The sequence below is a fragment of the Bacillus sp. CD3-5 genome, from assembly GCF_006349665.1.
Taxonomy (GTDB): Bacteria; Bacillota; Bacilli; order Bacillales; family Bacillaceae_G; genus Bacillus_A; species Bacillus_A paranthracis.
This window is the reverse complement of record NZ_VEPX01000002.1, coordinates 259,305-285,512: the sequence shown is the minus strand read 5'-3', so window position 1 is coordinate 285,512 and position 26,208 is coordinate 259,305. Positions and strand designations below refer to the sequence as shown.

General features: G+C 34.3%; 33 protein-coding genes and 1 pseudogene. 22 read left to right on the top strand and 12 right to left on the bottom strand.

Going from position 1 to position 26,208, the window contains the following annotated elements:
* Window positions 1–12 precede the first annotated feature (12 nt).
* Window positions 13–891, bottom strand: a complete 879-nt coding sequence (locus tag FH036_RS06490) for a nitrate reductase (protein ID WP_048552196.1) — start codon at window positions 889–891, stop codon at window positions 13–15.
* 385 nt (window positions 892–1,276) lie between these two features.
* Between FH036_RS06490 and FH036_RS06485 the strand changes: the two genes are divergently transcribed.
* Window positions 1,277–2,485: a macrolide family glycosyltransferase gene (locus FH036_RS06485; RefSeq protein ID WP_044790779.1), complete on the top strand. Its 1,209-nt coding sequence runs from the start codon at window positions 1,277–1,279 to the stop codon at window positions 2,483–2,485.
* A 167-nt stretch (window positions 2,486–2,652) separates the two neighbouring features.
* The gene (locus FH036_RS06480) at window positions 2,653–3,498 is read left to right on the top strand and encodes a YitT family protein (protein WP_000755131.1); all 846 of its coding nucleotides are present in this window, start codon (window positions 2,653–2,655) and stop codon (window positions 3,496–3,498) included.
* A 46-nt stretch (window positions 3,499–3,544) separates the two neighbouring features.
* Here FH036_RS06480 and pdxR read toward each other — a convergent pair whose 3' ends face one another.
* The gene (gene pdxR / locus FH036_RS06475) at window positions 3,545–4,945 is read right to left on the bottom strand and encodes a MocR-like pyridoxine biosynthesis transcription factor PdxR (protein WP_000366289.1); all 1,401 of its coding nucleotides are present in this window, start codon (window positions 4,943–4,945) and stop codon (window positions 3,545–3,547) included.
* 130 nt (window positions 4,946–5,075) lie between these two features.
* Here pdxR and FH036_RS06470 point away from each other — a divergent pair, with 130 nt between their 5' ends.
* Window positions 5,076–5,498: a GNAT family N-acetyltransferase gene (locus tag FH036_RS06470; RefSeq protein ID WP_001021907.1), complete on the top strand. Its 423-nt coding sequence runs from the start codon at window positions 5,076–5,078 to the stop codon at window positions 5,496–5,498.
* 147 nt (window positions 5,499–5,645) lie between these two features.
* Window positions 5,646–6,752, top strand: coding sequence for a metallophosphoesterase (locus FH036_RS06465; RefSeq protein WP_000411290.1), 1,107 nt, complete (start codon window positions 5,646–5,648; stop codon window positions 6,750–6,752).
* 50 nt (window positions 6,753–6,802) lie between these two features.
* Here FH036_RS06465 and FH036_RS06460 read toward each other — a convergent pair whose 3' ends face one another.
* Window positions 6,803–7,429, bottom strand: coding sequence for a DUF1648 domain-containing protein (locus FH036_RS06460; RefSeq protein WP_139895534.1), 627 nt, complete (start codon window positions 7,427–7,429; stop codon window positions 6,803–6,805).
* Between the two features lie 136 nt (window positions 7,430–7,565).
* Here FH036_RS06460 and FH036_RS06455 point away from each other — a divergent pair, with 136 nt between their 5' ends.
* The 6 genes from FH036_RS06455 to FH036_RS06430 are packed head-to-tail and all read left to right on the top strand — an operon-like array spanning window position 7,566 to window position 10,900.
* Window positions 7,566–8,129, top strand: coding sequence for a GNAT family N-acetyltransferase (locus FH036_RS06455; RefSeq protein ID WP_044790783.1), 564 nt, complete (start codon window positions 7,566–7,568; stop codon window positions 8,127–8,129).
* A gap of 6 nt (window positions 8,130–8,135) precedes the next feature.
* Window positions 8,136–8,696, top strand: a complete 561-nt coding sequence (locus FH036_RS06450) for a 2'-5' RNA ligase family protein (protein ID WP_000270878.1) — start codon at window positions 8,136–8,138, stop codon at window positions 8,694–8,696.
* Window positions 8,693–9,178, top strand: a complete 486-nt coding sequence (locus FH036_RS06445; RefSeq protein WP_044790785.1) for a GNAT family N-acetyltransferase — start codon at window positions 8,693–8,695, stop codon at window positions 9,176–9,178. The genes FH036_RS06450 and FH036_RS06445 overlap by 4 nt, the downstream gene beginning before the upstream one ends.
* A gap of 12 nt (window positions 9,179–9,190) precedes the next feature.
* The gene (locus FH036_RS06440) at window positions 9,191–9,562 is read left to right on the top strand and encodes a cupin domain-containing protein (RefSeq protein ID WP_000688068.1); all 372 of its coding nucleotides are present in this window, start codon (window positions 9,191–9,193) and stop codon (window positions 9,560–9,562) included.
* Window positions 9,559–9,987: a GNAT family N-acetyltransferase gene (locus FH036_RS06435; protein WP_000570287.1), complete on the top strand. Its 429-nt coding sequence runs from the start codon at window positions 9,559–9,561 to the stop codon at window positions 9,985–9,987. Before FH036_RS06440 ends, FH036_RS06435 begins: the two co-directional genes overlap by 4 nt.
* 31 nt (window positions 9,988–10,018) lie before the next feature.
* On the top strand, window positions 10,019–10,900 hold the full coding sequence (locus FH036_RS06430; RefSeq protein ID WP_001224482.1) for a phosphotransferase family protein: 882 nt from the start codon (window positions 10,019–10,021) through the stop codon (window positions 10,898–10,900).
* A 160-nt stretch (window positions 10,901–11,060) separates the two neighbouring features.
* Here the strand turns inward: FH036_RS06430 and FH036_RS06425 are convergent, their stop codons facing one another.
* Window positions 11,061–11,384 (bottom strand): hypothetical protein, encoded by a 324-nt coding sequence (locus tag FH036_RS06425; protein WP_044792608.1) that lies wholly within the window; start codon window positions 11,382–11,384, stop codon window positions 11,061–11,063.
* A 368-nt stretch (window positions 11,385–11,752) separates the two neighbouring features.
* Window positions 11,753–12,204 (bottom strand): annotated as a pseudogene (locus FH036_RS27360) (GNAT family N-acetyltransferase); the annotation flags it as partial.
* Window positions 12,205–12,346: 142 nt separating this feature from the next.
* Here FH036_RS27360 and ytfJ point away from each other — a divergent pair.
* From ytfJ to FH036_RS06400, 4 genes are all read left to right on the top strand, one after another.
* The gene (ytfJ, locus tag FH036_RS06415; protein WP_000349987.1) at window positions 12,347–12,772 is read left to right on the top strand and encodes a GerW family sporulation protein; all 426 of its coding nucleotides are present in this window, start codon (window positions 12,347–12,349) and stop codon (window positions 12,770–12,772) included.
* A 160-nt stretch (window positions 12,773–12,932) separates the two neighbouring features.
* Window positions 12,933–13,709 (top strand): oxalate:formate antiporter, encoded by a 777-nt coding sequence (locus FH036_RS06410; protein WP_000014091.1) that lies wholly within the window; start codon window positions 12,933–12,935, stop codon window positions 13,707–13,709.
* Window positions 13,710–13,760: 51 nt separating this feature from the next.
* Complete coding sequence (locus tag FH036_RS06405; protein ID WP_139895533.1) at window positions 13,761–14,081, top strand: hypothetical protein; 321 nt, start codon at window positions 13,761–13,763, stop codon at window positions 14,079–14,081.
* A gap of 69 nt (window positions 14,082–14,150) precedes the next feature.
* Window positions 14,151–14,363: a hypothetical protein gene (locus tag FH036_RS06400; protein ID WP_000711202.1), complete on the top strand. Its 213-nt coding sequence runs from the start codon at window positions 14,151–14,153 to the stop codon at window positions 14,361–14,363.
* Between the two features lie 29 nt (window positions 14,364–14,392).
* Here the strand turns inward: FH036_RS06400 and FH036_RS06395 are convergent, their stop codons facing one another.
* On the bottom strand, window positions 14,393–14,731 hold the full coding sequence (locus FH036_RS06395; protein WP_001253207.1) for a hypothetical protein: 339 nt from the start codon (window positions 14,729–14,731) through the stop codon (window positions 14,393–14,395).
* 205 nt (window positions 14,732–14,936) lie between these two features.
* Here FH036_RS06395 and FH036_RS06390 point away from each other — a divergent pair, with 205 nt between their 5' ends.
* The 6 genes from FH036_RS06390 (at window position 14,937) to FH036_RS06365 (ending at window position 20,673) form a co-directional block, all read left to right on the top strand.
* On the top strand, window positions 14,937–15,617 hold the full coding sequence (locus tag FH036_RS06390; protein WP_139895532.1) for a class I SAM-dependent methyltransferase: 681 nt from the start codon (window positions 14,937–14,939) through the stop codon (window positions 15,615–15,617).
* Between the two features lie 94 nt (window positions 15,618–15,711).
* Window positions 15,712–17,400: a formate--tetrahydrofolate ligase gene (locus tag FH036_RS06385; protein WP_139895594.1), complete on the top strand. Its 1,689-nt coding sequence runs from the start codon at window positions 15,712–15,714 to the stop codon at window positions 17,398–17,400.
* 90 nt (window positions 17,401–17,490) lie between these two features.
* Window positions 17,491–18,018, top strand: coding sequence for a hypothetical protein (locus tag FH036_RS06380; protein WP_000460208.1), 528 nt, complete (start codon window positions 17,491–17,493; stop codon window positions 18,016–18,018).
* A 19-nt stretch (window positions 18,019–18,037) separates the two neighbouring features.
* The gene (locus FH036_RS06375; RefSeq protein ID WP_000588613.1) at window positions 18,038–19,207 is read left to right on the top strand and encodes a DEAD/DEAH box helicase; all 1,170 of its coding nucleotides are present in this window, start codon (window positions 18,038–18,040) and stop codon (window positions 19,205–19,207) included.
* Window positions 19,208–19,424: 217 nt separating this feature from the next.
* Window positions 19,425–20,234 carry a sugar phosphate isomerase/epimerase family protein gene (locus FH036_RS06370; protein ID WP_139895531.1) on the top strand — a complete coding sequence of 270 codons (810 nt, stop codon included), beginning with the start codon at window positions 19,425–19,427 and terminating at the stop codon, window positions 20,232–20,234.
* 55 nt (window positions 20,235–20,289) lie between these two features.
* Window positions 20,290–20,673, top strand: coding sequence for a VOC family protein (locus FH036_RS06365; RefSeq protein ID WP_139895530.1), 384 nt, complete (start codon window positions 20,290–20,292; stop codon window positions 20,671–20,673).
* A 44-nt stretch (window positions 20,674–20,717) separates the two neighbouring features.
* On the opposite strand, the gene FH036_RS06360 is transcribed toward FH036_RS06365, so the two are convergent.
* Together FH036_RS06360 and FH036_RS06355 are read right to left on the bottom strand one after the other, a co-directional pair.
* The gene (locus tag FH036_RS06360; protein ID WP_139895529.1) at window positions 20,718–21,356 is read right to left on the bottom strand and encodes a zinc dependent phospholipase C family protein; all 639 of its coding nucleotides are present in this window, start codon (window positions 21,354–21,356) and stop codon (window positions 20,718–20,720) included.
* Window positions 21,357–21,385: 29 nt separating this feature from the next.
* Window positions 21,386–22,372, bottom strand: a complete 987-nt coding sequence (locus tag FH036_RS06355) for a quinone oxidoreductase family protein (protein ID WP_139895528.1) — start codon at window positions 22,370–22,372, stop codon at window positions 21,386–21,388.
* Window positions 22,373–22,578: 206 nt separating this feature from the next.
* On the opposite strand from FH036_RS06355, the gene FH036_RS06350 reads away from it, so the two are divergent.
* Both FH036_RS06350 and FH036_RS06345 read left to right on the top strand, forming a co-directional pair.
* Window positions 22,579–23,157 (top strand): sigma-70 family RNA polymerase sigma factor, encoded by a 579-nt coding sequence (locus FH036_RS06350; RefSeq protein ID WP_138322107.1) that lies wholly within the window; start codon window positions 22,579–22,581, stop codon window positions 23,155–23,157.
* On the top strand, window positions 23,154–23,834 hold the full coding sequence (locus tag FH036_RS06345) for a DUF3600 domain-containing protein (RefSeq protein WP_000050706.1): 681 nt from the start codon (window positions 23,154–23,156) through the stop codon (window positions 23,832–23,834). Before FH036_RS06350 ends, FH036_RS06345 begins: the two co-directional genes overlap by 4 nt.
* A gap of 55 nt (window positions 23,835–23,889) precedes the next feature.
* Here FH036_RS06345 and FH036_RS06340 read toward each other — a convergent pair whose 3' ends face one another.
* The 4 genes from FH036_RS06340 to FH036_RS06320 form a co-directional block, all read right to left on the bottom strand.
* Window positions 23,890–24,135 carry a hypothetical protein gene (locus FH036_RS06340; protein ID WP_000285541.1) on the bottom strand — a complete coding sequence of 82 codons (246 nt, stop codon included), beginning with the start codon at window positions 24,133–24,135 and terminating at the stop codon, window positions 23,890–23,892.
* A gap of 153 nt (window positions 24,136–24,288) precedes the next feature.
* Window positions 24,289–24,723, bottom strand: coding sequence for a hypothetical protein (locus FH036_RS06330; RefSeq protein ID WP_139895527.1), 435 nt, complete (start codon window positions 24,721–24,723; stop codon window positions 24,289–24,291).
* Window positions 24,724–24,808: 85 nt separating this feature from the next.
* A complete protein-coding gene (locus tag FH036_RS06325) occupies window positions 24,809–25,780 on the bottom strand; it encodes an MBL fold metallo-hydrolase (RefSeq protein ID WP_139895526.1) in 972 nt (323 codons plus the stop codon).
* 97 nt (window positions 25,781–25,877) lie between these two features.
* Window positions 25,878–26,087, bottom strand: a complete 210-nt coding sequence (locus FH036_RS06320; RefSeq protein WP_139895525.1) for a DUF3925 family protein — start codon at window positions 26,085–26,087, stop codon at window positions 25,878–25,880.
* Window positions 26,088–26,208 lie beyond the last annotated feature (121 nt).

Here is a 26,208-nt window from a genome sequence, read left to right as displayed (position 1 = left end):
TCACCTTCGCATTTAAAAATAGGATGGATGACTTAGCCACTTTTCTAATTCCACACTGCCCTGAACAGATAATAAACGGTACAAATATCGATAAGGACGTCTACATTCTACAAGATTAGGAATAGGCATGATGGTTTCATAACCTTGTTTAAAAGCATGAGCTTCCTTTTCTGTAAATACATATTCTAAGCCGATAAAATCAAATTCTCGGGGAGCAACTGCGTAAGCTTCTGTATCTACTAAACCTGTAATAGTTGTACCATCTGATAAAAACTGAGTAGGGTCCATATCAATTAAAACGAGCGTTGCTTCCTTTGGTACCGGTAAGGAAGAAAGTTGTTGTTCAAAAGTAGGAAATGCGTTACGGATGCTCGCATTATCGGAATAAAACCTATTTACAAGTTCTTTACTGACTTTTAATATGTGAGACTTACATTCTTCTAGTGGAACTTGGAAAGTACCTGATGGATTTCCTATAAACTTTGCTTGAAACGAATGAATTTCTGCTAGTCCTTTTCCAAGGCTGAATAAAATTGAATCAGATTGTCCGACAAAGGATTGCAGCGTACTTCCTGTTAGTTTTTCGACACTAACATACTTTCGGCCATTTAAAACATGTTTTTGCAAAATAGTGGGGATGGGCAAGTTAGTATGCTTTTTCAATAATTCGTGTATAAGTTCTAAATGATGGACGTTCCTTGGATCAATTCCGAATAGGTTTTTACATCCCCACCAAAAATCATTATTTGGTTCTTCAGTCATTTTTGAGGAACGAACAATAACTTCTTCAAATGCTGTTTTAACAAGAAACACATCGCTTGCATGTTCTTCATAACCTGGGTGTAAAGTTTGAATAGATAAAATAGGTGAAGCGAATAGTTGTTGTAGCATGAAATTGCTCCTTTTTCTGTAAATTCGATAAATTCATTATATAACAGAATGTGTACGAAGTGGATAATGATAGGGACAACATAGAACTTAAATAAATTTACGGTGAGAAATCAGTGTGAAAATTATATTTTTCTACTTTTGTATGAATTATCAAAATAATTTTTTAAATGATAAATTTGTAAAAATACAAAATATAAATCTCATATTTTTCAGTAAATGAAGAACTAAGCACACTTTCAATAGGGGTATAAAGTAGGTTATGAAAAATATTTCTCAATAATAAAATGAAGAGAAAAATGTGAAGAAATAGAATAGATTCCTTTATAATAGTTTTAAATTAATTAATATAATTAATTATTAATAATATTAGATAGGAGAGGATATGATGGCAAACGTACTCGTAATAAATTTCCCTGGAGAAGGTCATATAAATCCGACTTTAGCTATTGTAAGTGAGTTAATTCGGCGAGGGGAGACAGTTGTTTCGTATTGCATTGAAGATTATAGAAAGAAGATTGAAGCAACAGGTGCACAATTCCGAGAGTTTGAGAATTTCCTCTCTCAAATTAATATTATGGAGCGAGTAAATGAAGGTGGGAGTCCTTTGACGATGCTGTCTCATATGATGGAAGCATCAGAACGTATTGTTACTCAAATTGTAGAAGAAACAAAAGGGGAAAAGTACGATTATTTGATATATGATAATCATTTTCCAGTAGGACGTATTATAGCCAATGGTTTAAAATTACCTAGTGTCTCTTCTTGTACAACGTTTGCTTTTAATCAGTACATTACTTTTAACGATGAACATGAATCAAGAGAAGTAGATGAAATGAATCCATTGTATCAATCTTGTTTAGCGGGAATGGAAAAATGGAACAAACAGTATGGAATGAAATGTAATAGTATGTATGATATTATGAACCATCCAGGTGATATTACGATTGTGTATACTTCAAAAGAATATCAGCCGCGTTCAGATGTATTTGATGAATCGTATAAGTTTGTTGGTCCATCAATTGCTACGCGTAAAGAAGTAGGGCGATTTCCTATGGAAGATTTAAAAGATAAAAAATTGATTTTCATTTCTATGGGAACAGTTTTTAATGAACAACCTGAGCTATATGAAAAATGTTTTGAAGCTTTTAAAGATGTAGAAGCGACAGTCGTATTAGTTGTTGGTAAGAAGATAAATATAAGTCAATTTGAAAACATTCCTGATAACTTTAAGGTGTATAATTATGTGCCACAATTAGAACTATTACAGTATGCTGATGTATTCGTGACACACGGCGGTATGAATAGTTCGAGTGAAGCACTATATTACGGTGTCCCGTTAGTTGTAATTCCGGTAACAGGAGATCAGCCTTTAGTTGCGAAACGAGTAAATGAAGTAGGGGCTGGAATAAGGCTAAATCGTAAAGAACTCACTTCTGAATTGTTACGAGAGTCTGTAAAGAAAGTGATGAATGATGTAACGTTTAAGGAAAATAGTCGTAAAGTTGGAGAGTCACTTCGAAATGCTGGTGGATATAAAAGGGCAGTTGATGAAATATTTAAAATGAAAATGAATTCGTACTTGAAACTTAAATAAATGCTTGAGGCACACTTACTACAATGGGTAAGTGTGCTTCAATAAAAAATTACATGAAAATCACTATAAAGGTGAAACTTTTGTGTATATAAACTGATATCTTTGTATTAGTAGAGAAATTACGTTAAAATAATACTAAGAAAATATATAAGTTTTGGGGGTAATGAATGAAGAAAGTATTTGAATACGTATTATTAACAATTGGCTCAATTATTGTAGCAGGTTCATTAGAGCTTATTTTAGCGCCTAATGGATTAGTAGATGGCGGGGTAACAGCCATTGCTATTATGGCGAATAAAGTTGCAGGATTGCCGCTTTATGGAGTGTTCTTGGGGATTAATATCCCGATTTTATTATTTACTGCAAAAGTAATGGGAAAGAAGTTCTTTATCCGTACGTCCTATGCAAATGTTGTGACAACACTCGGATTGATTTATTTGAAACCATTTCCAGCAATTACAACTTCTGAATTGTTAATTGTTCTTTATGGAGGAGTTCTATTTGGTGTTGGTGTAGGGATTGTAGTAAAAATGGGCGGAGCAATTGATGGATCAGAAATGTTAGCTGTTTGGATGAATAAACATTTTAAAGTGCCGATTAGTACATTTTTACTTGCTGTAAATGCGGTTATTTTCATCTTTGTTGCCATTTTGTTTTCAATTGAACAAGCGATGTTCTCATTAGCAATTTTCTATATTGTTACGAAGATGATTGATTTCATATTAGATGGCATTAATCAAGGAAAGAGCGTTATGATTATTTCTGGTAAAAATAAAGAAATAGGCGATCTACTTATGAAAGAATTGCAATTATCCGTTACGTATCTACATGGAGAAGGTGGTTTTTTAGGAGAACATAAGAGAATCATTTATTGTATTACAAACCGTTTCATTTATCCGAAAATGAAAGATCTCGTTCTCTCTGTAGATCCAACTGCTATAATTGAAGCGTCTTATTCAACAGAAACAACTGGTGTCAAACGTCCGGGAAGGGCAGCGAGGTCAGAAAAATAGTGAATGAAAATAGCTCCACGTAAGTATAACTTACGTGGAGCTATTCTTATGTAGGGAACCACGCTTTTTTCAGTAATTTGACAACAGTTTTGATACAATCTTCTGGAATACTGCCAAAACCGAGCAATACATATGACTCCTCCCTCACATTATGAACAGAATCGTATGTGGAGAGAGGGTATAACTTAATACGTTCTTTTGCAGCTGAATGAATAAGTTCTTGTTCATTCATCCCGTTATGAACGTGAAGTACAATATGAAGTCCGGATTGTTCACCGAGTATATGCACGTTATTTCCCATTTCGTTTGTAATAGATTTAATTAAAGAAATATGTTTTCTTTTATATAACATACGACTTCGGTTAATATGACGTTCCCAATCACCGCTTTGAATAAAGGTAGCAAAGGTAAGCTGTTGCATGGTAGAAACCGTTTGTTTATACATACCACCGAGTTCTTTATAGGTTTTTAGCAGATGAGGTGGTAAAACGATATATCCCATTCGTAAAGAAGGCAAAAAAGATTTCGAAAAAGTTCCCATATAAATAACACGTTCATTTGAATCTAGCCCCTGTAAAGAAGGAATAGGTTTTCCAATATAGCGAAATTCTCCATCATAATCATCTTCAATAATATACCCCTTACAATCATTCGCCCATTTTAATAACTCGAGTCTTCTAGATAATGGCATAATGATTCCGAGTGGAAACTGGTGAGATGGAGTGACATATGCCACATTGGAACCGGATTCACGTAAAGCGGAAATATGAATCCCTTTATCGTCTAAAGGGATCGGGTGAACAGGAAGGCCACAACTTTGAATCATAGCAGGTATACGGTGAAATCCAGGATTTTCGATTCCGTATTCTTTTTTTGAACCAAGTAGTTGAAGGAGTAGCCAAAGAAGAGGCTGCGTACCTGCTCCAATAATAATTTGATTAGGTGAAGAATGTACCCCGCGAGCATGGTATAAATATTTTGAAATATGTTCTCGTAGAACGAGCTCACCTTGTGGATCCTCTTTAGCAAATAATTCATTTTCATACTGAAATAAAGTTTCGTGTAACGCTCTTTTCCAGTTTGTTATGGGAAAAGCTTTTTGATCAATAAGTCCTTGACTACAATCATAATCATATTGTTCGCTTTCTTTAATGTTAACAATGTTTGACGCAATTTGCTGTTTCTTTTGAATGACATCAATATCAACTTCCGCAACAAAAATCCCGCGTTTCGGTTTGCTTTCTACATACCCTTCAGCTTGTAATTGTTGATAAGCGGATTCAACTGTAATACGGCTCACATTAAGTTGCATAGCTAAATTTCTATGAGAAGGAAGGCGTGTACCAGCACGTAGTGATCCTTGAGAGATTTCTCGTTTCATATATTCGTAAATTTGTAAGTAAATAGGTGTTTTATTTTGTAACATTAATGGGATAGTCAGATCCATTTGTAGACGCTCCTTTTTATACTGGCCTTATAAAAAAGAATAGAACTGTCACTTAAACTAAGGGCAGTCGCTTTCTATAATGATGATATAACATTTAGAAAATTTTATAAATAGTAAGGAGAGAATCATAATGAATATTAAAGAAGTAGTAACAGAAGCGGATTTACACGATGTATTTCCTGTATTACAGCAATTACGAACAAAACTTCCAAGAGAAGAAGCAAGTTGTTTATTTCAAAAAATGAAAGAAGAAAACTATAAACTATTTTCGCTACGTAATGAAGAGGGAGCAGTGGTTAGTCTAGCTGGTGTAGCAATTTGTACGAATTTTTATAATGAGAAACATGTTTATGTATATGACCTTGTAACTGCGGAAGCTCACAGATCAAAAGGGTATGGTAATGTTCTGCTGTCGTATGTAGAAAAATGGGGGAAAGAAAAAGGGTGCAGTTCTATCGTTCTTACATCTGCGTTTCCAAGAATGGATGCACATCGTTTTTATGAGAGAGAGGGCTTTAATAAGGTAAGCTATTCTTTTTATAAAGCGTTATAATACTAAGTAGGTTCCGTGTGTAAAAATATATGGAACCTATTTTCTTTTTCAGATTTGGGTTAGGGACAGGTCTAGTCATATAATTTGTCGAATATTAGAAATTAACATGGGAATGTTGAATTTGGGGAAGGTTAGGGGCGTTTATACTTGGAAAAAATAAAGGAATTATCTATACCAAATGATGTAAGAGTCATTATTATTTCTGATATTCATGGAGAATTAGATCTTTTTAAGGAACTACTACATAAAGTTAATTTTCAAGATGAAGATTATTTAATTATTAATGGCGATCTTTGTGAGAAAGGAAGAAATAGTATTGGTGTCGTAAACTATGTGATGGATCTAGTAGTTAGTAAGCCAAATGTGTATGTAATAGAAGGGAATTGTGAGGTTGTAGTTGAAGCACTTGTAAACGAAAATCCTGCGCTAATAAATTATTTATGTACGAGAAAGAATACAATTTTAAATGAATGGCTAGCACAATTGAATGTTACCGTTCATGAAGAAAGTGATATTTGTGAAGTGAAAAACATATTGATGGGTCATTTCTCAAAAGAAATAAAGTGGCTAACAGAATTACCAACAGCGATTGAAACGGAAGATTATATCTTTGTACATGCTGGCCTTGAAGATAGAGAGGATTGGAAAGAAACAGAACGAAAAAATGCGATAGCAATGCCGGAGTTTTTCAATAAATCACATAGAGCACATAAATATGTAGTTGTCGGTCATTGGCCTGTTGTAAACTATTCAGATAAAGCACCGTCTAACAATCCAGTTATTGATAAGGAGAAAAAGATGATTGCGATTGATGGGGGAAATGCGATTAAAGAGGCAGGGCAATTAAACGCATTCATCATTCAGAGGGAACCAACAGGAGATATGTTTTCTTATACATATGTAGACTATTTTCCAGAATATGAAGTGATTGCAGATTTTAATGCGAACACAGAAATGCAGGGCGGGGTTACCTATCCGTATTATTACATAAAGCTGATAGAGAAGGGGCAAGAATACACAATATGTAAGCAAAAGGAAACGAATACCTTACTTTCTGTGAAAAATGAATACATTAGGCAACTTGAGTCAGGTGAGTACACAGTGAAAACCGATATTTCTTGTGCACAAATAAGTGTAAGCAAAGGGGACATTGTTTCGCTCATTGATGGAAGCTGTTCAGGATATGATTTAGTTAAAAGAGATGGAATAGAGGGCTGGATAAAGAAAGGTATTTTAGTTGAGATAGAAAAATGAAAAAGAAAATGTTTAGCTGAAGTAGGAGGTATAGAACCTCCTATTTTTTATTACCTTTTTAAATGAGTAGATTGCTTGCTGTCTTTCATAAGTAAGTAAATCGTACTCGGTAAAATGACAAGCGTCATTCCTAAAATAATTACAAGTATAGCATAACCCCTATACGGAGCAGGAACAATAAATGGAAGCGCGGACAGGAAAATACCTGCTATTATCATTGAAATACTACAAATATTTGAAGCTCTTTTTTCAAGGTGCTTATCATTCCATTCCAATGAAACGGTTGATTTAGTCGTATCAATTTTGGAACTGAAATAACCTAGTAATATAAATAAAAGCCCTAATGCTAAAAATATGAAATGATCAAGAGGAAGTGAAAAGCCAAGAGCGATAAGGGCAATGACAATATCAACAAAAAATAAGAATAGTAACATTGCGTTGCTGATCAAATGGAGAAATTTCTGGTTACTCGCTGCTTTAGATAAAGCTAAAAATAAAAAGAATACGAAGGAACATATAATTATATTTACGATAACAAAAGTAGCTTTATCCATTGTTGATGTAGGTGTTCCATTGAAGTCCCATTTCGTAACAATACGTAATGGTAAGAAGAAATAGAGAATAATATTTGTCGTAACAATAGTGAGAAATAAAGCAATACTAAATCGATTATTCATTGAATCACCAGCTTTCTGCATGAATAATTGGTATCTTATAACAAAATTATACAATATAATAAACGATATCTGTTTTGATTTTTCAGAAAAAATATTATAATTATATATGAAATAAAGAGGAGTGTAGGAGGAAATTATGAAAAGCGTAATCATAAAAGGGGATAGAGTAACAATTCGTACAATTGAAGAATCAGATATAAAAACATTATGGAATCTCGTGTTTAAAGAAGAAAATCCAGAATGGAAAAAATGGGATGCACCGTATTTTCCGTTTTCAATGCAAGAATACTCATCCTATAAGGAAAAGATGCAAACTCGTTTAAAAGAAGAACCGCTATCCAATTTAATTATAGAAAATAACGGTCAAGTTATAGGGACGGTCGGATTTTATTGGGAGTATAAACCGACGCGTTGGTTGGAGATGGGAATTGTCATTTATAATCCGGCTTACTGGAATGGCGGCTACGGTACAGAAGCGTTAACGTTATATCGGGATTTACTATTTGAAAAGATGGAGATTGGTAGAGTAGGGCTCACGACTTGGTCTGGCAATGAACGAATGATGAAAGTGGCGGAGAAAATAGGAATGAGCTTAGAAGGTAGAATGCGAAAATGCCGTTATTATAACGGAACGTACTATGACTCTATTCGAATGGGAATGATTCGTGAAGAATGGGAAGCGCTATGTGTAAAGGGGTGAAGGGATATGTACGCTATTATTGCTACATTTGATCGTGTATTTACTAATAAAATTACAGAATTGCAAAATGAATTAACAAATATCATTGGCACAAATCAATTAGCCGGAGCAGAACCTCATATTACGTTAGCTGATTATAATGAGTTAAATGTTCATTTGTATAAGGAGAAATTAGGGGAGTTTGTAGTTATGCAAGAAAATACGGACCCAGTAACTTTTCCTTCTGTTGGAGTTTTTCCTACTAACGGAACAGTCTTTTTAGCACCGACTGTTACTGATGCATTGTTAAAATTTCATCATTCTTATCATGATTATTTTAACAATTTTCATGACAACCAAAATTCATATTACGTACCGGGAAAGTGGGTTCCGCATTGTACGATTGCAAATAGATTACATACAAATCAGTTTTTAAGCGTAATGGAATATATTTATGAAAAATTTGATTTTGCAACAGCTTCAATTGAGAAATTAAAATTAATAAAGGTGAATTATGAAAATGGTTCTGCCATTTCTTCTCGTATATTAGCAGAATATAATTTAAAGAGAATGGAGACATCGAGATGACATATGTAATTAGAGAAATGAAGCAGGAAGATATTCATGCTGTACAATCAGTAGCGAAAATAGCTTGGCATGATACATACGAAGGCATTATTCCGAGAGAGATTCAAGACAGTTTTTTAGACGAGGCTTATTCTGATGAAAAAATGAAATATCGTCTTGAGAATACACATTTATTCGTTGCAGAAGAAGAGGGAGAAGTCATTGGCTTTGCAAATTTTTCACCTGTTAGACTGCAAAACGAAGCAGAATTAGGAGCAATTTATTTGTTACCAGAGCAACAAGGGAAAGGGATAGGAAGTGCTTTATTACAAAAAGGGTTAACAGTATTAAAAGGAATTCGGAAACTATACATTCATGTAGAAGCAGCGAATGAAAAAGGAAAACGTTTTTATGAAGCGAAAGGTTTTGCACAATTAGAGGAATTTGAAGAAGATTTTGAAGGACATATGATGCAGACAGTAAGGATGGTTTTATACATATAAGGAGGACTAGAAATGAAGATATTTGATTTTAGTGAAAAAGTAGGAAAACACATAGCAGCCTTTCAATCTAATTTCATAATGTCGAAAATATTAAACCAAAAAGGAAATGTACATATTGGTGCTATGCATTTACGAGAGAATGGAATAATTGGATATCATGAAGCAGTTGTATCGCAACTGCTTCTTATTGTGGACGGAGAAGGATATGTATGCGGAGAAGATAAAGAAAAAGTAAAGGTGGAAGCGGGACAAGCTGTGTTTTGGGAGAAGGGGGAGCTTCATGAGACAAGTACAGAACATGGATTAATGGCAATTGTTATGGAAGCGGAGGATCTTGAACGAGCGATATTAATGCCTATTAAAGAGGAGAGTTGTGAAAAATGATAGAAAAGGCAAATCGGGAAGAAACGGACGAAATAATACAATATGCAGCTCAATCGCTTTTTGAAGGTACGAGGGGAAATTGTCGTTTAAATACAGAGAAAGCGATTGAAATTACAAGGCCGATTGTAGAAAAGGGAGCGTATTATTTAGTCGTTAAAGAAGAAAACGTTGTAATGGGTTGGATATTAATAGGGGAAAATACGGACTATTTTTCTCATGAAAAACTAGGGTTTATATACGAATTATATGTTTTTCCAGAGTACCGCGGGAAAGGATTGTCAAGAAAGTTAATGGAGGCTGGTATTAAGGAATTACAAAAGAATTATTCAGAAATTCGTTTGAATGTATTTGCTGGAAATTTTGCGAAAGAGCTGTACGAAGAGTTTGGTTTTGTTGAAAGGCAGGTCATTATGACTTTGAAGTGAGAATAATAGTTTGAACGGGAGAAGAGAAAGAATGAGAAAAGAAAATGAGTATGTTGCGTATTTACAAAGGTTGTATCCTGAATTGCAAATAAATTCTGTTTATATAAATGAAATAGGTCAAAATAATGATGTGTTAATTGTAAATGATAATATAGTATTCCGGTTTCCGAAATATGAAAAAGGTATTCAGAAACTTCGAACAGAAACACAGTTACTAGAGAAAATAAGACCCTTCATTACGCTTCAAATTCCCAATCCAAGTTATCAAGGGTTTCAAAATGAAGTACCAGGGAAAGTATTTGCAGGTTATGAGATGATTGAAGGAGACCCGTTTTGGGAAAATGTTTTTACAGAAATAAATGATGAAAAGCAATTACAGAAACTTGCGTACACATTGGCGAGATTTTTAAAAGAGTTGCATGAAATTCCGTTATCTACATTCGAAGGTATTATGCAATGTGATAGTACTGATATGTATTCAGAAATAAATAGTTTATATAGCCAATTAAAAGAACATGTTTATCCATTCATGAGAAATGTAGCGAGAAAAGAGGTCTCAACATCGTTTGAGTTATATTTAAATGAAAGTAGTCATTTTAACTTTACTCCTAGTCTTGTTCATGGGGACTTTGGCATGACAAACATTTTATATAGTGCAACAAAAAAGAATATTTCAGGGGTCATAGATTTTGGTGGGGCGAGCATTGGAGATCCAGCTTATGATTTTGCTGGCATATTAGCTAGTTATGGAGAAGAGTTTTTACAACTATTTGAAGCCTATTATCCTAATTTAGAAGCAGTAAAGGAGCGAATGTATTTTTATAAGAGTACATTTGCACTTCAAGAAGCATTATTTGGCGTACTAAATAATGATAAGAAAGCTTTTGAAGCTGGAATAGCACAATATGTATAAAAGCCGATTTTAAATCGGCTTTTAATTATCGATACATCGTTTACATCCAAATACCTTTAAACCCGAATCGTTTATAAATTCGTCCAGCAGTTGGATTGTTATAAAATAAGCCATCCGTTTGGACAGCTCATTTACATAATTCTCGTTATTGGAAGTGAAATTATTTGATAAAGTAACCCCAATAACTTATTACTACAAGTATTAAAGATAATACTGTATATACAATAGATCCTATTAAAATAGGATTTACACTTAATTCAAATCTTTCTTCCTCTACTTTAATACCCAATCTAGCTTGAGCTTGAAGGCGAACACTGTTGCTAGAAAATCCGCCTTTACTGCTAAAGTAATATGTAATAATGACAAAACATATTCCAGCGAAGAAAGTTAAATCAACAAAACTCCATTTTAAGATCTTAGATGATTTATATACAATTCCAGCTTCAATCATTATAGTTACAAGTAATCCTAATCCTTTTTTCATGTAATCAATCCTTTTGTATTTTCTAATGATTTTGAAATTTATCGCTTATAATCATCTTATCATGTGATAAGAAGAAAAAACGAGGGATTTTTATTATATATTGTGTTCATCCTCAATTAACATAATGTCTCCTGATTGGTAGCAAGCACATGGAGAAATCCTACCTACCCTCAAAAGGAATCTGCCTTTTTCTTTTTATATAATTTTATGCAACTTTATATGTATCCCTATCCTAGCGTAGGTTTTAGGGTTCTCGTATGTTACTGAATTAGCCAAAAACCTGTATGAAATTTTGCATGCTCTTAACGTGGATTTTTCCAATATACTGGCGCTCCCCTAATAGTGTGTATTCCTCAGCAGTTTGATCTTGTAGGAAATTCAATGATGTTACTTCGCAATTGTATAATTCGCTCTACAACATCTAGTGTGGCAAGTTTAATTGTTTCTTGGCCAGGCGTACTAGGTAAGTTGTCGGCATCTAGACATTTATAAAATATATTTCATTTTTAGCACCGAGCTGTATATTTGAAACAGTTTTAAATCGTTCAACAATAGTTGACTTTCCAGAGAGTTTTATCAGCTTATATGCGGAAAGAAGTGCTTCATAATGAGAGGTAACAAATTCTTCTTTACTACATGGTATAAATGAATCATGGAAGCCGAGTAAAATTGATTTTAATGTTCCATTCTCTTGAAATACTCCCCACAGATCTTGAAAGTCTGTTTCATAACCGAAAGACTCTATATCTCCAATAATAAATCAGTTATGGGCTGCTTCTTCTTTTGGGTAAGCGGATACTTGTTCATGATCTTTCTTAATTTTCGTATCATCATAAAATGGAATATTTTTTATTTTTCTGAATTTTACAACTTGAGTTTTTTGAAAGCAATATAAAATTTTATGTTTAGTTCACAAACTTTCGGAAAAACTAGGAAAGATATGACAAAGGAGGTTATGAACGGTGGATCATCCAATTCAAGGGTTAATGAAAGCAGCAATGGAAAATTTAAAAGAAATGGTCGATGTAAATACGATTGTTGGAGAGCCTGTTCAGACGGCTGACGGTGGTGTAGTGTTAACGGTTTCTAAAGTAGCGTTCGGTTTTGGAGCAGGAGGTTCTGATTTCCAAACGAATGATGGACAAAGAGCGAACGGTAACCCTGCATTTGGTGGCGGTAGCGCGGGTGGTGTTTCTATTACACCAGTAGCATTTCTTGTGGTGAATAAAGATGGAGTAAATATTCTGCATCTACAAAATGCGACACATTTAGCGGAAAAAATGATTGAATTAGCTCCACAAACAATTGATAAAATTCAATCGATGTTCCAAAAAGATGAAAAGAAAGAGGGAAATCATCATCCTCAAAACCCAGATGAAATCCTTTAAAAACGCCTGCTCACGAGCAGGTGTTTTTTCTTGTAATCACTATGTAATAAAACACATGAAATTGTAAATAGTTTTTGAAGTTTTTTCTATGTTTCTAAAATTTTTCATGTTAAAATATGCTATAGAATTGAAACATATAAAACGAAGGTGGCTAGGTGCTTTGTCTGGAGGATCTGACCAAGTAAAGAATATGATATATATTAATGGTAATCGTCGAGGTCATTGTTTTATTACATCAGGAATTACGTTTAAAGAGTTTGCAAGTAACATCCCTTCACCGCTTCATCAAGTGTTGCTTTTAAAGCATAACTTTGAATGGACAGATTTTCATTATCATACTTTATTTGAATATGTTGAGGAAGAAAATATACATAAGTTAATTCAAGCAGAGATTGATGAATTTGATGAATTTTGTTGGGTAGATTTTGATGATGCAAGCGATTTAGATGAACTAGAGCCAAAAGAAATTGCAGAGCTTTTATATTTGGCTCACAAAAAAGAACCACTTGCAAGAACGTTCTTTCCGTTATTGAAAAATAGATTTGTTTATTTTTCACATGATGACGGATGGTACAACAAAGTGTATTATCGTAGAATTGCAGACTTTGTAGGGATGTTAAGTAAAGTTATTCCTTATAAACTCGGTGCTTTCGGTAAGAAACGTTTTTCTTTCTTCCAAAAATCAAAAATTTTCCCAGCAATTTCAAAAGAAGTGATTATGGGGCTTCTTCCATTAATGGAAGATGGTCTTTATATTGATCTGGCAGGGAAAATTGAGTCAAGAAGGGGTCTTGAAATTCCGGTATATGTAGTTGGTTCGTATGAAAGTACGGATGAGGTGCTAGATAATATCGATGAATTAAAAGAAGAAGCAACAGAGACAGGGTGGCTCATTTTTGATAAGAAAGAACAAGAGTGGCAATGGGTTGTGGACTAAGAAAACTTGGCGCATGCAGTCAAGTTTTCTTGTCTTTTGAAAGGAGTACAAATGAAGAAGTATTATACAATTGTGGGTATTGTAAGTATTATTCTTGTGGTAATTTTACTTATCACTTGTCCGAAAGAATCAGATTTTAAATTGTATCTAGAAGATAAGTATGCATTGAAATGTGATGAGAGTAGTTTTGAATGCACACAAAATGTAGATGGTAAAAAAGAAAAACTAAAATTTGAAAGTACAGATGCACGAAATGGTGTATTCTTTATGACTGTAAAGCAAACATTTAAAACAGAAGCTGGCGTTACGAAAGAATATAGCGGAGTAGGAATGTTTGGTACATTTCTTTTTGTTTCAGAGAAGACTTTCTAGTAATAGAAGGTCTTTTTCTTATGCTTATGTTCATATAGATGAAGTAAGACAAGCATAGGAGGGGTATTGATGAAGAAGGAATGTATTGTTTGTGGCGGTGAGGAGTTTTTCTCTTCTACATTATACGCACGTACAAAACAAGATTGGGCGTATGCACCAAATATGTATCGATTTGAAAAGGTGTTTATTGAGCATCGGGATGAAGAAAATTATCCAGTGTTTCAAGAAATTACAGCGAAGCATTGTTGTGGATGCGGTCATATTATGTTGTATCACGAATGAACACACCAAGTATAACTTGGTGTGTTTTTTTAAAACGCTGACAAAGCAAGCGGATAAAGTAAAGTAAATAAAACAGAAAAACTACCAAAACCAATTGCTGTATATCCAAGTGTTCTTGCTCCGAAATTGACAGCTAATAAGCCAACTAAAATCGCAAGCGAACCAAGTGTAACCGGATAAAATGCAATGGAGAAAAGCGAAAGAAATAAAGCGACATAGCCTATCATTGCACCGGTGTTTGTACCTTCTATTTCATTTGCAATTTCTTTACGCTTATGTCTAATTGGAAGGCCAGCTGGTGATATTTCAGCTGCATACTCTTCGTTTTTTTCACCACTTTTAAAATGATGATTTCTCTTTCTTCGCATGTACATCCCTCTCTTTCAATTGGGTGTACCTATAGTATCTTTCATAAAGAGAAGAACATGAGTATGAGTTAAACCCAAGTTAAGCAAAAATTGGAGAATAAAGATTCCTTCATTAGCATGTACATTTCCTAATGAAGATAAAACAGGAATTTTGGAAAATGATGTAGAATGAAATGAGTGATAAAGCGTGAAGGTAGGGGAATGTATGACGAAATTTAATTGGCATGAATCAGCAGAAAAGAAATGGGATAGTAGTGCAGAGTTTTGGAATCAAAATAGTCAAGAGATGTGGGACAGCGGGAGTAGGAGTACAATTATTCCGTTTTTTGAACAATATGTGAAGAAAGAAGCCGAGGTGCTCGATGTTGGTTGCGGTGATGGGTACGGTACATATAAATTAAGTCGCGCAGGCTATAAAGCAGTTGGTGTAGATTTATCGGAAGTGATGATTCAAAAAGGTAAGGAGCGCGGAGAAGGACCGAATTTATCTTTTATAAAAGGAGATCTTTCTTCCTTACCATTTGAAAATGAACAATTTGAAGCAATTATGGCAATTAATTCTTTAGAATGGACCGAGGAGCCATTACGAGCATTAAATGAGATTAAGCGTGTTTTACAAAGAGATGGATATGCATGTATTGCAATTTTAGGACCAACAGCAAAGCCGCGCGAGAACAGTTATCCTCGTTTATACGGCAAAGACGTTGTATGTAATACGATGATGCCTTGGGAATTTGAACAGTTAGCGAAAGAACAAGGTTTTGAAGTTGTAGATGGAATCGGTGTATATAAGCGCGGAGTAAATGAGAAGATTTTAGGTCAACTTCCTATAGAGTTACAACAATCGTTAACATTCTTATGGGTATTTATGTTAAAAAACGTATAAAGAAATGAAAGAATTTTTAGGAGGTAAATAAGTGCAGAAAATACAAAAAACTGATACAATATCATCAGAACCAATTAAAGGGGGACTAGGGTATATGACAACTACTACAACAGTTAAATCCGATATTGAAATCGCACAAGAAGCGAGTATGAAAAAGATTCAAGAAATTGCAGCTGATTTAAATATTTTAGAAGATGAATTAGAGCCATACGGGCATTATAAAGGTAAGTTATCTCTTGATATTTTTAAGCGCTTACAGAATGAGAAAGACGGTAAAGTTGTTTTAGTAACAGCGATTAACCCAACTCCAGCTGGAGAAGGTAAATCAACAGTAACAGTTGGTTTAGGTCAAGCTTTTAATAAAATTGGTAAGAAAACAGTAATTGCACTTCGCGAACCATCTCTTGGACCAACGATGGGACTAAAAGGCGGAGCAGCAGGTGGTGGTTTTTCACAGGTTGTACCAATGGAAGACATTAACCTTCATTTTACTGGAGATATCCATGCGATCACAACTGCTAATAACGCGTTAGCCGCGTTTATTGATAATCATATCCAACAAGGAAATACACTTGGAATTGATACGCGTAAAATCGTTTGGAAACGTTGTGTTGACTTAAATGATCGTGCCCTTCGTAACGTAGTAATTGGTCTTGGTGGACCGGTTCAAGGTGTACCACGTGAAGACGGTTTTGATATTACAGTAGCATCTGAAATTATGGCCGTATTCTGCCTTGCGACAGATATTCAAGATTTAAAAGCACGTCTATCACGCATCGTAGTTGCTTATAATTTTGCAAATCAACCTGTAACGGTTAAAGATTTAGGTGTAGAAGGTGCGTTAACATTATTATTAAAAGATGCATTAAAGCCAAACTTAGTGCAAACGTTAGAAAATACACCAGCTATCATTCATGGCGGACCATTTGCGAATATCGCTCACGGTTGTAACAGTGTTATCGCTACGACAATGGCAGCAAAATTAGGTGATTATGTTATTACAGAAGCTGGATTTGGTGCAGATTTAGGTGCTGAGAAGTTTTTAGATATTAAAGCTCGTGCAGCTGGCATTAAACCAGAAGCAGTTGTTATTGTTGCGACGATTCGTGCGCTTAAAATGCATGGTGGCGTAGCAAAAGATCAATTAAAAGAAGAAAATGTAGATGCATTAGCAAAAGGTATGGAGAACTTACAGAAGCACGTTGAAACAATTCAAAGCTTCGGTGTGCCTTTCGTAATTGCAATTAATAAATTCGTTACAGATACAGATGCAGAAGTTGCATACTTACAAGAATGGTGTAATGAGCGTGGCTATGCGGTATCCTTAACAGAAGTTTGGGAGAAAGGTGGCCAAGGCGGAGTTGACCTTGCTGAAAAAGTGTTAAAAGAAATTGAAAAAGGTGAAAACAACTACGCACCACTTTATGAATTAGAATTACCATTAGAAGAGAAAATTCGTACAATTGCTCAAAAAGTGTATGGCGCAAAAGACATTGAATTTGCTCCGAAAGCACGTAAGCAATTAGCTCAATATGAAGGCGAAGGTTGGAGTAACCTACCAATTTGTATGGCGAAAACACAATACTCTCTTTCTGACGATGCAACGAAATTAGGTCGTCCATCTGACTTTATCGTTACAATTCGTGAGCTAAAACCATCTATTGGTGCAGGCTTTATCGTTGCGTTAACAGGAACAATGTTAACAATGCCAGGCCTTCCGAAACAACCAGCAGCACTACAAATGGATGTAAATGAAGATGGAAAAGCAGTAGGTTTATTCTAAAAGGTTGTAATTCATCTCGTTTATCTGTAAACTATATATACATCAAGTGGCGCCTTTCCATCGAAAGGCGCCTGTTTTTTGGAGGAAATTATGTTTGATCCAACTGCTTTTGATAATTTAAAAGTAATCGTAGAAGGCGCTGTATATGATTTTGATTTACATGGAGATATTCTTGTAACAGATCGAAAAGATATGATGGACCTTGCTTCATTAAGTCGTATATATCATATTTCATTTCAATTAACAGAACCATTCGAACCGTTAGTAGAAGCAACATTTTCACTATCTGTAGATGCAAAGAACTTGTCAGGTGAAATATTAGAAGTACCACAATTTACACCAGGTTGTGAAATGAAATTAGCATTTTCATTCCCGATAGAAAAACCAGAAGTAATGTGCGAAGAAATTGAAACTTTCATGCATTCTATATGGGGAAAAGAAAGAATGATTACGCAAAAACTTTCATACGAATATAATAAGCAAGCGATTTCATATCATAATAAGGTAGAGGTTCTATTTCAAAAAGCGATTACAGAAGACCATGTTGATGATTTAATAGCTGTTATTTCACACATGATAGAAACGGTGCGAACAATACAACATTTTCTTCAAAAATAGAGATAAAGGAGAAAAACAAATGATAAAAGATATGCAACCATTTTTACAACAAGCTTGGGAGAAGGCTGGTTTTAAAGAGTTAACTGAAATTCAAAAACAAGCGATTCCAACTATTTTAGAAGGACAAGACGTTATAGCTGAATCTCCAACTGGAACAGGAAAAACATTAGCGTACTTATTACCCCTTTTACATAAAATTAATCCTGAAGTAAAACAGCCACAAGTTGTTGTTTTAGCACCAACACGTGAACTTGTCATGCAAATTCATGAAGAGGTTCAAAAGTTTACAGCAGGAACTGAAATTTCAGGTGCATCTTTAATTGGTGGTGCAGATATTAAGCGCCAAGTAGAAAAATTAAAGAAACACCCAAGAGTGATTGTCGGTTCACCAGGACGTATTTTAGAATTAATTCGTATGAAAAAGCTAAAAATGCATGAAGTGAAAACAATTGTATTTGATGAGTTTGATCAAATTGTAAAACAAAAGATGATGGGCGCTGTGCAAGATGTAATTAAATCTACGATGCGTGATCGTCAATTAGTATTCTTCTCAGCGACAATGACAAAAGCAGCAGAAGATGCGGCGCGTGATTTAGCAGTTGAGCCACAATTAGTACGTGTAACACGTGCAGAGTCAAAAAGCTTAGTTGAGCATACGTATATCATTTGTGAGCGACGTGAGAAAAATGATTATGTAAGAAGAATTATGCATATGGGCGATGTAAAAGCAGTTGCTTTCTTAAACGACCCATTCCGTTTAGATGAAATTACTGAGAAATTGAAATTCCGTAAAATGAAAGCAGCAGCTCTTCATGCAGAAGCAAGTAAACAAGAGCGTGAAGCAACAATGCGTGCATTCCGCGGCGGGAAATTAGAAATTTTACTTGCTACTGATATTGCAGCACGCGGTATCGATATTGACGATTTAACACATGTAATTCACTTAGAATTACCAGACACAGTAGACCAATATATTCACCGCTCTGGACGTACTGGACGTATGGGGAAAGAAGGAACTGTTGTATCTCTTGTAACACCACAAGAAGAGCGTAAATTACTACAATTTGCGAAAAAACTAGGTATCGTATTTACGAAGCAAGAAATGTTCAAAGGATCATTTGTAGAAACAAAACCGAAAGCACCAAAGAAAAAGAAACCAGCATTTACTGGGAAGAAAAAGCCTAGATAAATAATGTGGAAGGCGTAACTATTTGTAGTTACGTCTTTTTTGTTTGTAATCAAGTGATAATGGGAATTGTATTAGTGTTTTTTATGTGCCTATCATATATATGCTTCTACTGGGAGTATCGAAAAAAGGGTAGTTTATTTATTTCGTTTATACGAGGAAATAACATAAAAAAGTCGAATATTAAACTGACGCGAAATAATAAAAAGAAGGTACACATATGGATAGGAAATTAGGAATGTTTTTAAATACGAAACATATTGAAGTAAACGAAGGAATAAAGAAGGCGAGAGAATGGGGGTTAGAATATATTCAATTATATGCTATGAATTCGACTTTCAACTTAGCTAACATTTCAAAGGTACAATGGAACACTTTAAAAGAAAACTTATCTTTTAATGAGATTCAAGTCCCGTCATTAGCAATTAGCTTCGGAGAAAATGGAATAATAGGAACGGAAGCTGAATGTGCAATAGAGAGTTTTAAATATATTACTGATAAAGGGTTAAGGTTAGGTGCTAACATAGTAACAGCCCATATTGGGAAAATCCCTGATGATGAAAATAGTGAGCACTATGATAAAATGCTACGTGTTTGTAATGAAATAGGGGACTTAGCGTTCAGATTTGGAGGATTCTTCGCCATTGAGACGGGATCTGAAAAAGCAATAGTATTAAAACGATTTTTAGCAACTGCAAACTCGAAAGGACTAGCTGTTAATTTTGACCCAGCAAATTTAATTAGTGATGTAAATGAAAATCCGGTAGAAGGTTTATTGCTATTAAAAGATTATATAGTACAAACTCATATTAAAGATTGTACAAAAGTGAAAAGCGATAGTTCAAGTAAGTATATTGAAGTCGCAGCAGGGAATGGTGAAGTAGATTTCGATATATTCTTCAAAGTATTAGATAAAATTGGATTCGAAGGATATAACATGATTGAAAGAAATGATTATTTTGATGAACTGGATGGGATGAGTCAGTCGATAAATTTTGCAAAGAAGTACATACCAACTCAAAAGGAATAATGATAGTACATGTAGAAACCTACTTAGAATATAAAAAACATTAGGGGGAAATGAAATGATTCATAAGGTCGGACAAATTATGCTGTATGTAAACAATCAAGATGAGGCAGTCAATTTTTGGACGGAAAAGGTAGGGTTTCATGTAGTAGCAGAGGAAGATAACAAACAAGGAATGAGATGGATTGAAATCGCTCCGACTAACGGTGCTGAAACGAGCATTATACTACATAATAAAGAAGTGATTTCTAAAATGAGCCCAGAATTGAATCTTGGTACACCATCTTTAATGTTCTTCTCAGAAAATCTTGATCAATTATATACAAATTTAACAAATAAAAATGTTACTGTTGGCGAAATGGTAACTATGCCTTCTGGTAAAGTATTTAACTTTGCTGATAGTGAAGGGAATTATTTTGCGGTTATGGAAAAGAACCAATAATAATATTGTTATGTGAAAATCCCCCTCAAACATATTGAGGGGGATTAAATCTTTGAAATGAATTTATCATGAGAGAGTTGTTTAATAAAAAATGTTCCTTTTTCAATAGCGGTTTCCATATAACCGACAATTTGATTAAACGTAAACACCTGTAAGTCTTCATGCAAATGTTGCTCCGGATACAACATATCTTCAAAAAGATACTTTCGAAATTCTAAAACATTTTCTTTAGAAACCTCTTCAATATCGACAATGTGAGCCTCTTGATTGAGAAGAGAGAAAAGCTGTTGTTCTTTATCGTAATGATGAAGCAACTTTGCATTTAACAATTTAAAATCGTTATAGTACATAGGTGCGATCGTTTCATCATTTTCTATTCTATTTTTTAACCAAGGAAGAAAAAAGCCACTTAGCCAATTATCATCGGCAATGAGATGGGTGTAATAGCCTAAGAGAAAAGGGGAATTCATATGAACTTTATATTTTTGAAAAAAAGAATTGAAAACTATCCTTCGCGTATAGTTTTTCGTCGTGCCTGCGTAAAAATGTGAAGTTCCTTTTTTTTCTGCTGAATGAACTGCATCAGGGGCTACACCTCCAAGTATGAAAGAAGTTTTATCTTGAATACATAATTTCTCGGCAATCCTGTTAGCAATAATAGCATGCATAATTCGTGATCCCATAAATGACACCTCGATTTCAAGTATTCATTTCAGGAAGAGGACTGGACAGTTAGTATGACTTTCCCTGTACTTTTTCTACTTTCGACCCATTCATGTGCTTTCCCTGCATCTTGAAGTGGAAAAGATTTCGTAGCCTTGATTTGCAAACGTCCGTTACGCAAATAACGGAAAACTTCATTTGCAGTTTCTTGGAGTAGTTCAGGACGTTTTTTTCGTGTAGTTCCAAAGCTAAAACCGAGTATAGAGCGGCAACTTGCATGTAAATCTTTCGTTTGGAAATTGCCAATTTCACCACTTGCATTACCGAAATGAATGAGGCGGCCGTAATAAGCAAGACATTTTAAACTTCTTTCCGAAACCGTTCCAGAAATAGAGTCCAAAATGATATTCACTCCTTCTCCATATGTTAGCTCATTGACTTTCTCTACAAAATCTTCATCCTGATGACAAAATACATAATCAGCCCCAGCATCTAAAGCAATTTCTTTTTTTGCTTCACTTCCGACAGTACCGATAACTTTTCCCGCCCCTAATAGTTTTGCAAGTTGAATAGCAGTAGTGCCAATTCCGCCAGCAGCCGCATGAATGAGTACTGATTCGCCTTGTTGAAGCCTTGCAACATTTGCGAGTAAATTATAGCTTGTAAAAGATACAATCGGACAAGCAGCTGCAGTTTGAAAATCGACTTCATCAGGTAAAACAAAAGTAAGGTTTTCATTTGCAACAACGTATTCTGCGTAAGATCCATTTTGAGGAAAAGCAATGACACGTTGGCCAGGGTGAATATTTTTCACATGAGAGCCGACACGTTCTACAATACCAGCGGCATCTATCCCTGGAATAAAAGGTAGTGCTTTATTTCCTTTTTTGCCATAACGTGATTTAATGTCAGCAAAATTAACACTTGTAGCAACAACACGAATTAAAACTTGATCTTTTGAAATAGCTGGAATATCCACATCTGTATATTTCATCACTTCAGGACTACCGAACGACGTTACAACGATAGCTTTCATCATATATCCCCCTAAATTTGACTATATAAATCATTTTAAGTCTTCATTAGAAATTAGAAAATTATATAATTGTTATGCAAGGTTATAAGTGAAGCTTATGAACGCATTGAATCATTATATTAATTTATATAAAAAACTTTTGAAAAAATCGAACGAAATATAGATTACTTGCCAATATAAAGTGTAAGACAAAGGAGGGGTGGTATATGAAGGATGAAACAGTGTATACAGATTTGATCCAATTAACTTTATCAGGAAATAAAGAAGCGTATAGCGAATTATATGATGTAACGATTCACGAAGTATATAAGACGGCACATTTTTTAATAGATGATAAAACGGATGTAGATGATGTCGTTCAAGAAATATACATACAGCTATATGAATCGCTTCGTAAGTATGATAGCGAGAAGCCATTTCGTCCTTGGCTAATTGGACTTGCAATTAAACAAATTCACTCTTATAGAAGAAAGAGGTGGATGCGACTACGAATTATAAAAAAAGCAGAAGAGCAAAGAAAACCGGTACAAATTGATTTTTCTAACGATCTTATAAGTAAAATATCAAACCAAAAATTAATCGAACTTATTCATAAATTACCGTATAAATTGAAACAAGTTATTATTTTAAGATACTTACATGATTACTCTCAAGAAGAAGTAGCACAAATATTACATATTCCAATTGGTACTGTGAAATCTAGAATTCACGCAGCATTAAAGAAACTACGTCAAAAAGAGCAAGTAGAAGAAATCTTTTTAGGAGAGGTAGGGAATGTGAAATGAGTTTAGATTGTAGAGTTCGAGAATCTATACGAGAAGAAGCGAAGGGGATTGTTGCCCCACCGGAGTTAAAAGGAAAAGTAATCGTTCAAATAAAAATGAATCAAGGGGGGCGTAAGAGGAGGAAACGCCTTATCGCAGGAGTACTTGCGGCGGCTTTTTTAATTCCGACGACTGGTTTTGCGTATCAATCTATTATGGCAGATGGTATATACGGGTCTTTTGAAAACCTAAAAAAACACGCTGGAACGATGACATTAGAGGCGTACATGCGTTTTAGTGCAAAGTTATCACAAGCGAAAGATGAAATGGGTACAAAAGAATATGAAATGTTTACAAAAGAACTAAAGAAATTAACAAATGCAAAGCTTGCGTACGGAGATTCGAACGGCAATATTGATTATGATGCATTATCGCCAGCAAAAAGAGAAGAAATGAAAAAGGTAAGTATGGGCCTTCAACCATACTTTGATAAATTAAATGGTCATAAATCAAGTAGAGAAGTATTAACGCAAGAAGAGTTTGATCGCTATATGGAAGCTTTAATGACACATGAAATCGTACGAGTGAAGACAAAATCAACCGGTGCAATAAAACTAGAAGAAGTACCTGAGGCATATAAAGAAAGATTTATGAAAGCAGAGCAGATTATGGAGTATGTAGACGAAAAGGTGAGATAAGTAAAAAAAGCTCAGAGTCTAAGCTCTGAGCTTTTCTTATTGAAACGTAAATATATTAACCACCTATGCCTTTTGCTAGCAATAGGAAATATGCAACTACTAGTATTATTCCATTTAATGCTGTACCAACTATTCCGAATAACCAATTCTTTGAAGCTATCGCAAAAATAATGCCGAGTAATGAGAGAATACCCAGTATCGAAATAATTAAAGTTAAATTTGCATTAGGCCCTCTTAGAATAAAGAAAGAAAATATGCTTGCGAGAAACATTAGACACGAGAATCCAAAAAATCTATACATAATAATTCTCCCTTGATTGAAATGTAATTTGATTTAGTACGTGATTCCTTTTAGTTTAACATAAATTTCCTTTTTTCATGTGTAGCGACTATTACAAGTAATATTGCATTTATAAATAAACCGCCGAAACCAATGACATTTAAGTATTGGTTATCAATTATATTTTTTCATGTTTGCAATGTCTTTTTGTATAAAGGAATCTAACAGTGAATAACCAGCTATTAAGCTAATTATCGTAACAAAAGTTGTATTGATAAGAATAATATTAGCTAAATAAGGTAAGTACGCACCAAGCGGTGAAAAGAGTAGAGCTGGAGAAAAGGAAATGAATAGTGTAGGCACAGTAATGGTGATAAATTTATCCGGTTGAAAGCGCCAGTTTTGTTTACTTGTTTCACGATTAATAGATTGAAGGAATCGTAATAAAATGCCGACTATAAGAGGGAAGAGTGTAAAGTAGAATAATCTTGGATAAACGTTAAAGTTTACTTGTGCGTCTGTATCTAAATAAAATTGAATTTTCACTCCGACAAATAATAATAAGACGATAAATAATGTAAAGCAGAGGTATAGCATCACTTTTTGCATTATATTCCACCATCCTTTACTCAAAATATATTCAAAAAAAGAAGAGATATACAATAACTACTGTTGTATATCTCTTCTTTTACGGCTATTTAATAGTGGTGTTTGCTTTTTCTTGCTTCGTGAAATAATCTATAATGCCCATCGCACTAATTTCTATATCTAGATGTAAAATGTTATAAACGGAATGATCTGATGGAACGTTTAACTTTGTAAGGTGAGAAGAGACCTTATCCATTAATACAGTTTGCAAAGCTTTAGTAGCCTCATCGAAATCATAATATTTTTCAAAGACCTCTTTTCCAGTATGAACGAAAATAGGTAGCCAATGTTCCAATTGGTTATATACTTCTGTAACATTGGATGATGCACCGTAATGACCGAAATAAATAGTATCTACATTCATACTTTGAATGTGATTTTTAGAAGCAATCATCGCATCGGGTTGGAATTGTGAAGGGGATGTTGATGGTAAATATAGTTCTACACCGACGTCTGCGAGTTCTCTATAATAAATGCCGATTGTATCGCCAGTAAAAATACCGTTTGTTAATGAATCGTGAATGCTAATATGGTGCTTTGCATGTCCCGGTGTATCATAAAATGTAAGGATGCGGTCTTCTGCAATTTGTAACGTATCACCATGTTGTACAATATGAACACGTTCTTCTTCAATTGGAAGAATTGGATCAAAAAGTTTATCGAAATCTTCTTTGTACACAGCTTTTGCACCTAAAATGAGTTTTGTTGGGTCAATCATATGACGAGCACCGCGAGAATGCACATATAAAGTAGCATTTGGGCATTTTTCCACCATTAAACCAGCAGCACCGGCGTGATCTAAATGAACATGTGTAACGATAATGTTTTTAACTTCGTTTAAATCAATATGTAATTGTTGTAAGCCGTCTAAAATATACGGAAGAGAAGGGGCTGCACAAGTTTCAATTAAAGTAATATCATCACCTAATAAAACGTACGTACCAGTTCGTTCATTATGTTGTAAATCAAAATCATCAATCAGATATAGGTGAGAAGATAATTGTTCTACTTTTTTCATCTTTACCACTCCTTATATACGGTATGTAACTATTATACGCTAAAAATACAAAAAGGCAGAAAACGAAAGTTTCGTCTTCTGCCTTTTTGTAATGTTCTTATTTTCTTTGTTGTTTATTAATAGACATAACGAATAGTCCAACAATGCCGCCAACTAATGGAAGCATAATCTCTCCCGCTAAATTAAAGTAGGAGCTTAAAAATAAACCATTTACATCGATTACCCAGCCAATCACATACAATAACATCATATATAGTACGAAATAAAACTCGCGATTTGAAATCGTTTCATGTTGTGCAGTTTTCATAATGAACACCATCCTTTTCTTTTATAATGGAATATAAACTGTCACATTTTGTTCACAATTCAATTGTAAAACTTTCCAACATAAAAGTCTAGTAATTTGTGTCGAATTTTCGAACAGAAAT

What these genes read in the sequence shown, in the direction of transcription:
- FH036_RS06490 (WP_048552196.1), bottom strand. Translation starts at nt 891, where the DNA reads ATGCTACAACAACTATTCGCTTCACCTATTTTATCTATTCAAACTTTA.
- FH036_RS06485 (WP_044790779.1), top strand. Translation starts at nt 1,277, where the DNA reads ATGGCAAACGTACTCGTAATAAATTTCCCTGGAGAAGGTCATATAAAT.
- FH036_RS06480 (WP_000755131.1), top strand. Translation starts at nt 2,653, where the DNA reads ATGAAGAAAGTATTTGAATACGTATTATTAACAATTGGCTCAATTATT.
- pdxR (WP_000366289.1), bottom strand. Translation starts at nt 4,945, where the DNA reads ATGGATCTGACTATCCCATTAATGTTACAAAATAAAACACCTATTTAC.
- FH036_RS06470 (WP_001021907.1), top strand. Translation starts at nt 5,076, where the DNA reads ATGAATATTAAAGAAGTAGTAACAGAAGCGGATTTACACGATGTATTT.
- FH036_RS06460 (WP_139895534.1), bottom strand. Translation starts at nt 7,429, where the DNA reads ATGAATAATCGATTTAGTATTGCTTTATTTCTCACTATTGTTACGACA.
- FH036_RS06455 (WP_044790783.1), top strand. Translation starts at nt 7,566, where the DNA reads ATGAAAAGCGTAATCATAAAAGGGGATAGAGTAACAATTCGTACAATT.
- FH036_RS06450 (WP_000270878.1), top strand. Translation starts at nt 8,136, where the DNA reads ATGTACGCTATTATTGCTACATTTGATCGTGTATTTACTAATAAAATT.
- FH036_RS06445 (WP_044790785.1), top strand. Translation starts at nt 8,693, where the DNA reads ATGACATATGTAATTAGAGAAATGAAGCAGGAAGATATTCATGCTGTA.
- FH036_RS06440 (WP_000688068.1), top strand. Translation starts at nt 9,191, where the DNA reads ATGAAGATATTTGATTTTAGTGAAAAAGTAGGAAAACACATAGCAGCC.
- FH036_RS06435 (WP_000570287.1), top strand. Translation starts at nt 9,559, where the DNA reads ATGATAGAAAAGGCAAATCGGGAAGAAACGGACGAAATAATACAATAT.
- FH036_RS06430 (WP_001224482.1), top strand. Translation starts at nt 10,019, where the DNA reads ATGAGAAAAGAAAATGAGTATGTTGCGTATTTACAAAGGTTGTATCCT.
- FH036_RS06425 (WP_044792608.1), bottom strand. Translation starts at nt 11,384, where the DNA reads ATGAAAAAAGGATTAGGATTACTTGTAACTATAATGATTGAAGCTGGA.
- FH036_RS06405 (WP_139895533.1), top strand. Translation starts at nt 13,761, where the DNA reads ATGAAGAAGTATTATACAATTGTGGGTATTGTAAGTATTATTCTTGTG.
- FH036_RS06400 (WP_000711202.1), top strand. Translation starts at nt 14,151, where the DNA reads ATGAAGAAGGAATGTATTGTTTGTGGCGGTGAGGAGTTTTTCTCTTCT.
- FH036_RS06395 (WP_001253207.1), bottom strand. Translation starts at nt 14,731, where the DNA reads ATGCGAAGAAAGAGAAATCATCATTTTAAAAGTGGTGAAAAAAACGAA.
- FH036_RS06390 (WP_139895532.1), top strand. Translation starts at nt 14,937, where the DNA reads ATGACGAAATTTAATTGGCATGAATCAGCAGAAAAGAAATGGGATAGT.
- FH036_RS06385 (WP_139895594.1), top strand. Translation starts at nt 15,712, where the DNA reads ATGACAACTACTACAACAGTTAAATCCGATATTGAAATCGCACAAGAA.
- FH036_RS06380 (WP_000460208.1), top strand. Translation starts at nt 17,491, where the DNA reads ATGTTTGATCCAACTGCTTTTGATAATTTAAAAGTAATCGTAGAAGGC.
- FH036_RS06375 (WP_000588613.1), top strand. Translation starts at nt 18,038, where the DNA reads ATGATAAAAGATATGCAACCATTTTTACAACAAGCTTGGGAGAAGGCT.
- FH036_RS06370 (WP_139895531.1), top strand. Translation starts at nt 19,425, where the DNA reads ATGGATAGGAAATTAGGAATGTTTTTAAATACGAAACATATTGAAGTA.
- FH036_RS06365 (WP_139895530.1), top strand. Translation starts at nt 20,290, where the DNA reads ATGATTCATAAGGTCGGACAAATTATGCTGTATGTAAACAATCAAGAT.
- FH036_RS06360 (WP_139895529.1), bottom strand. Translation starts at nt 21,356, where the DNA reads ATGGGATCACGAATTATGCATGCTATTATTGCTAACAGGATTGCCGAG.
- FH036_RS06355 (WP_139895528.1), bottom strand. Translation starts at nt 22,372, where the DNA reads ATGAAAGCTATCGTTGTAACGTCGTTCGGTAGTCCTGAAGTGATGAAA.
- FH036_RS06350 (WP_138322107.1), top strand. Translation starts at nt 22,579, where the DNA reads ATGAAGGATGAAACAGTGTATACAGATTTGATCCAATTAACTTTATCA.
- FH036_RS06345 (WP_000050706.1), top strand. Translation starts at nt 23,154, where the DNA reads ATGAGTTTAGATTGTAGAGTTCGAGAATCTATACGAGAAGAAGCGAAG.
- FH036_RS06340 (WP_000285541.1), bottom strand. Translation starts at nt 24,135, where the DNA reads ATGTATAGATTTTTTGGATTCTCGTGTCTAATGTTTCTCGCAAGCATA.
- FH036_RS06330 (WP_139895527.1), bottom strand. Translation starts at nt 24,723, where the DNA reads ATGCAAAAAGTGATGCTATACCTCTGCTTTACATTATTTATCGTCTTA.
- FH036_RS06325 (WP_139895526.1), bottom strand. Translation starts at nt 25,780, where the DNA reads ATGAAAAAAGTAGAACAATTATCTTCTCACCTATATCTGATTGATGAT.
- FH036_RS06320 (WP_139895525.1), bottom strand. Translation starts at nt 26,087, where the DNA reads ATGAAAACTGCACAACATGAAACGATTTCAAATCGCGAGTTTTATTTC.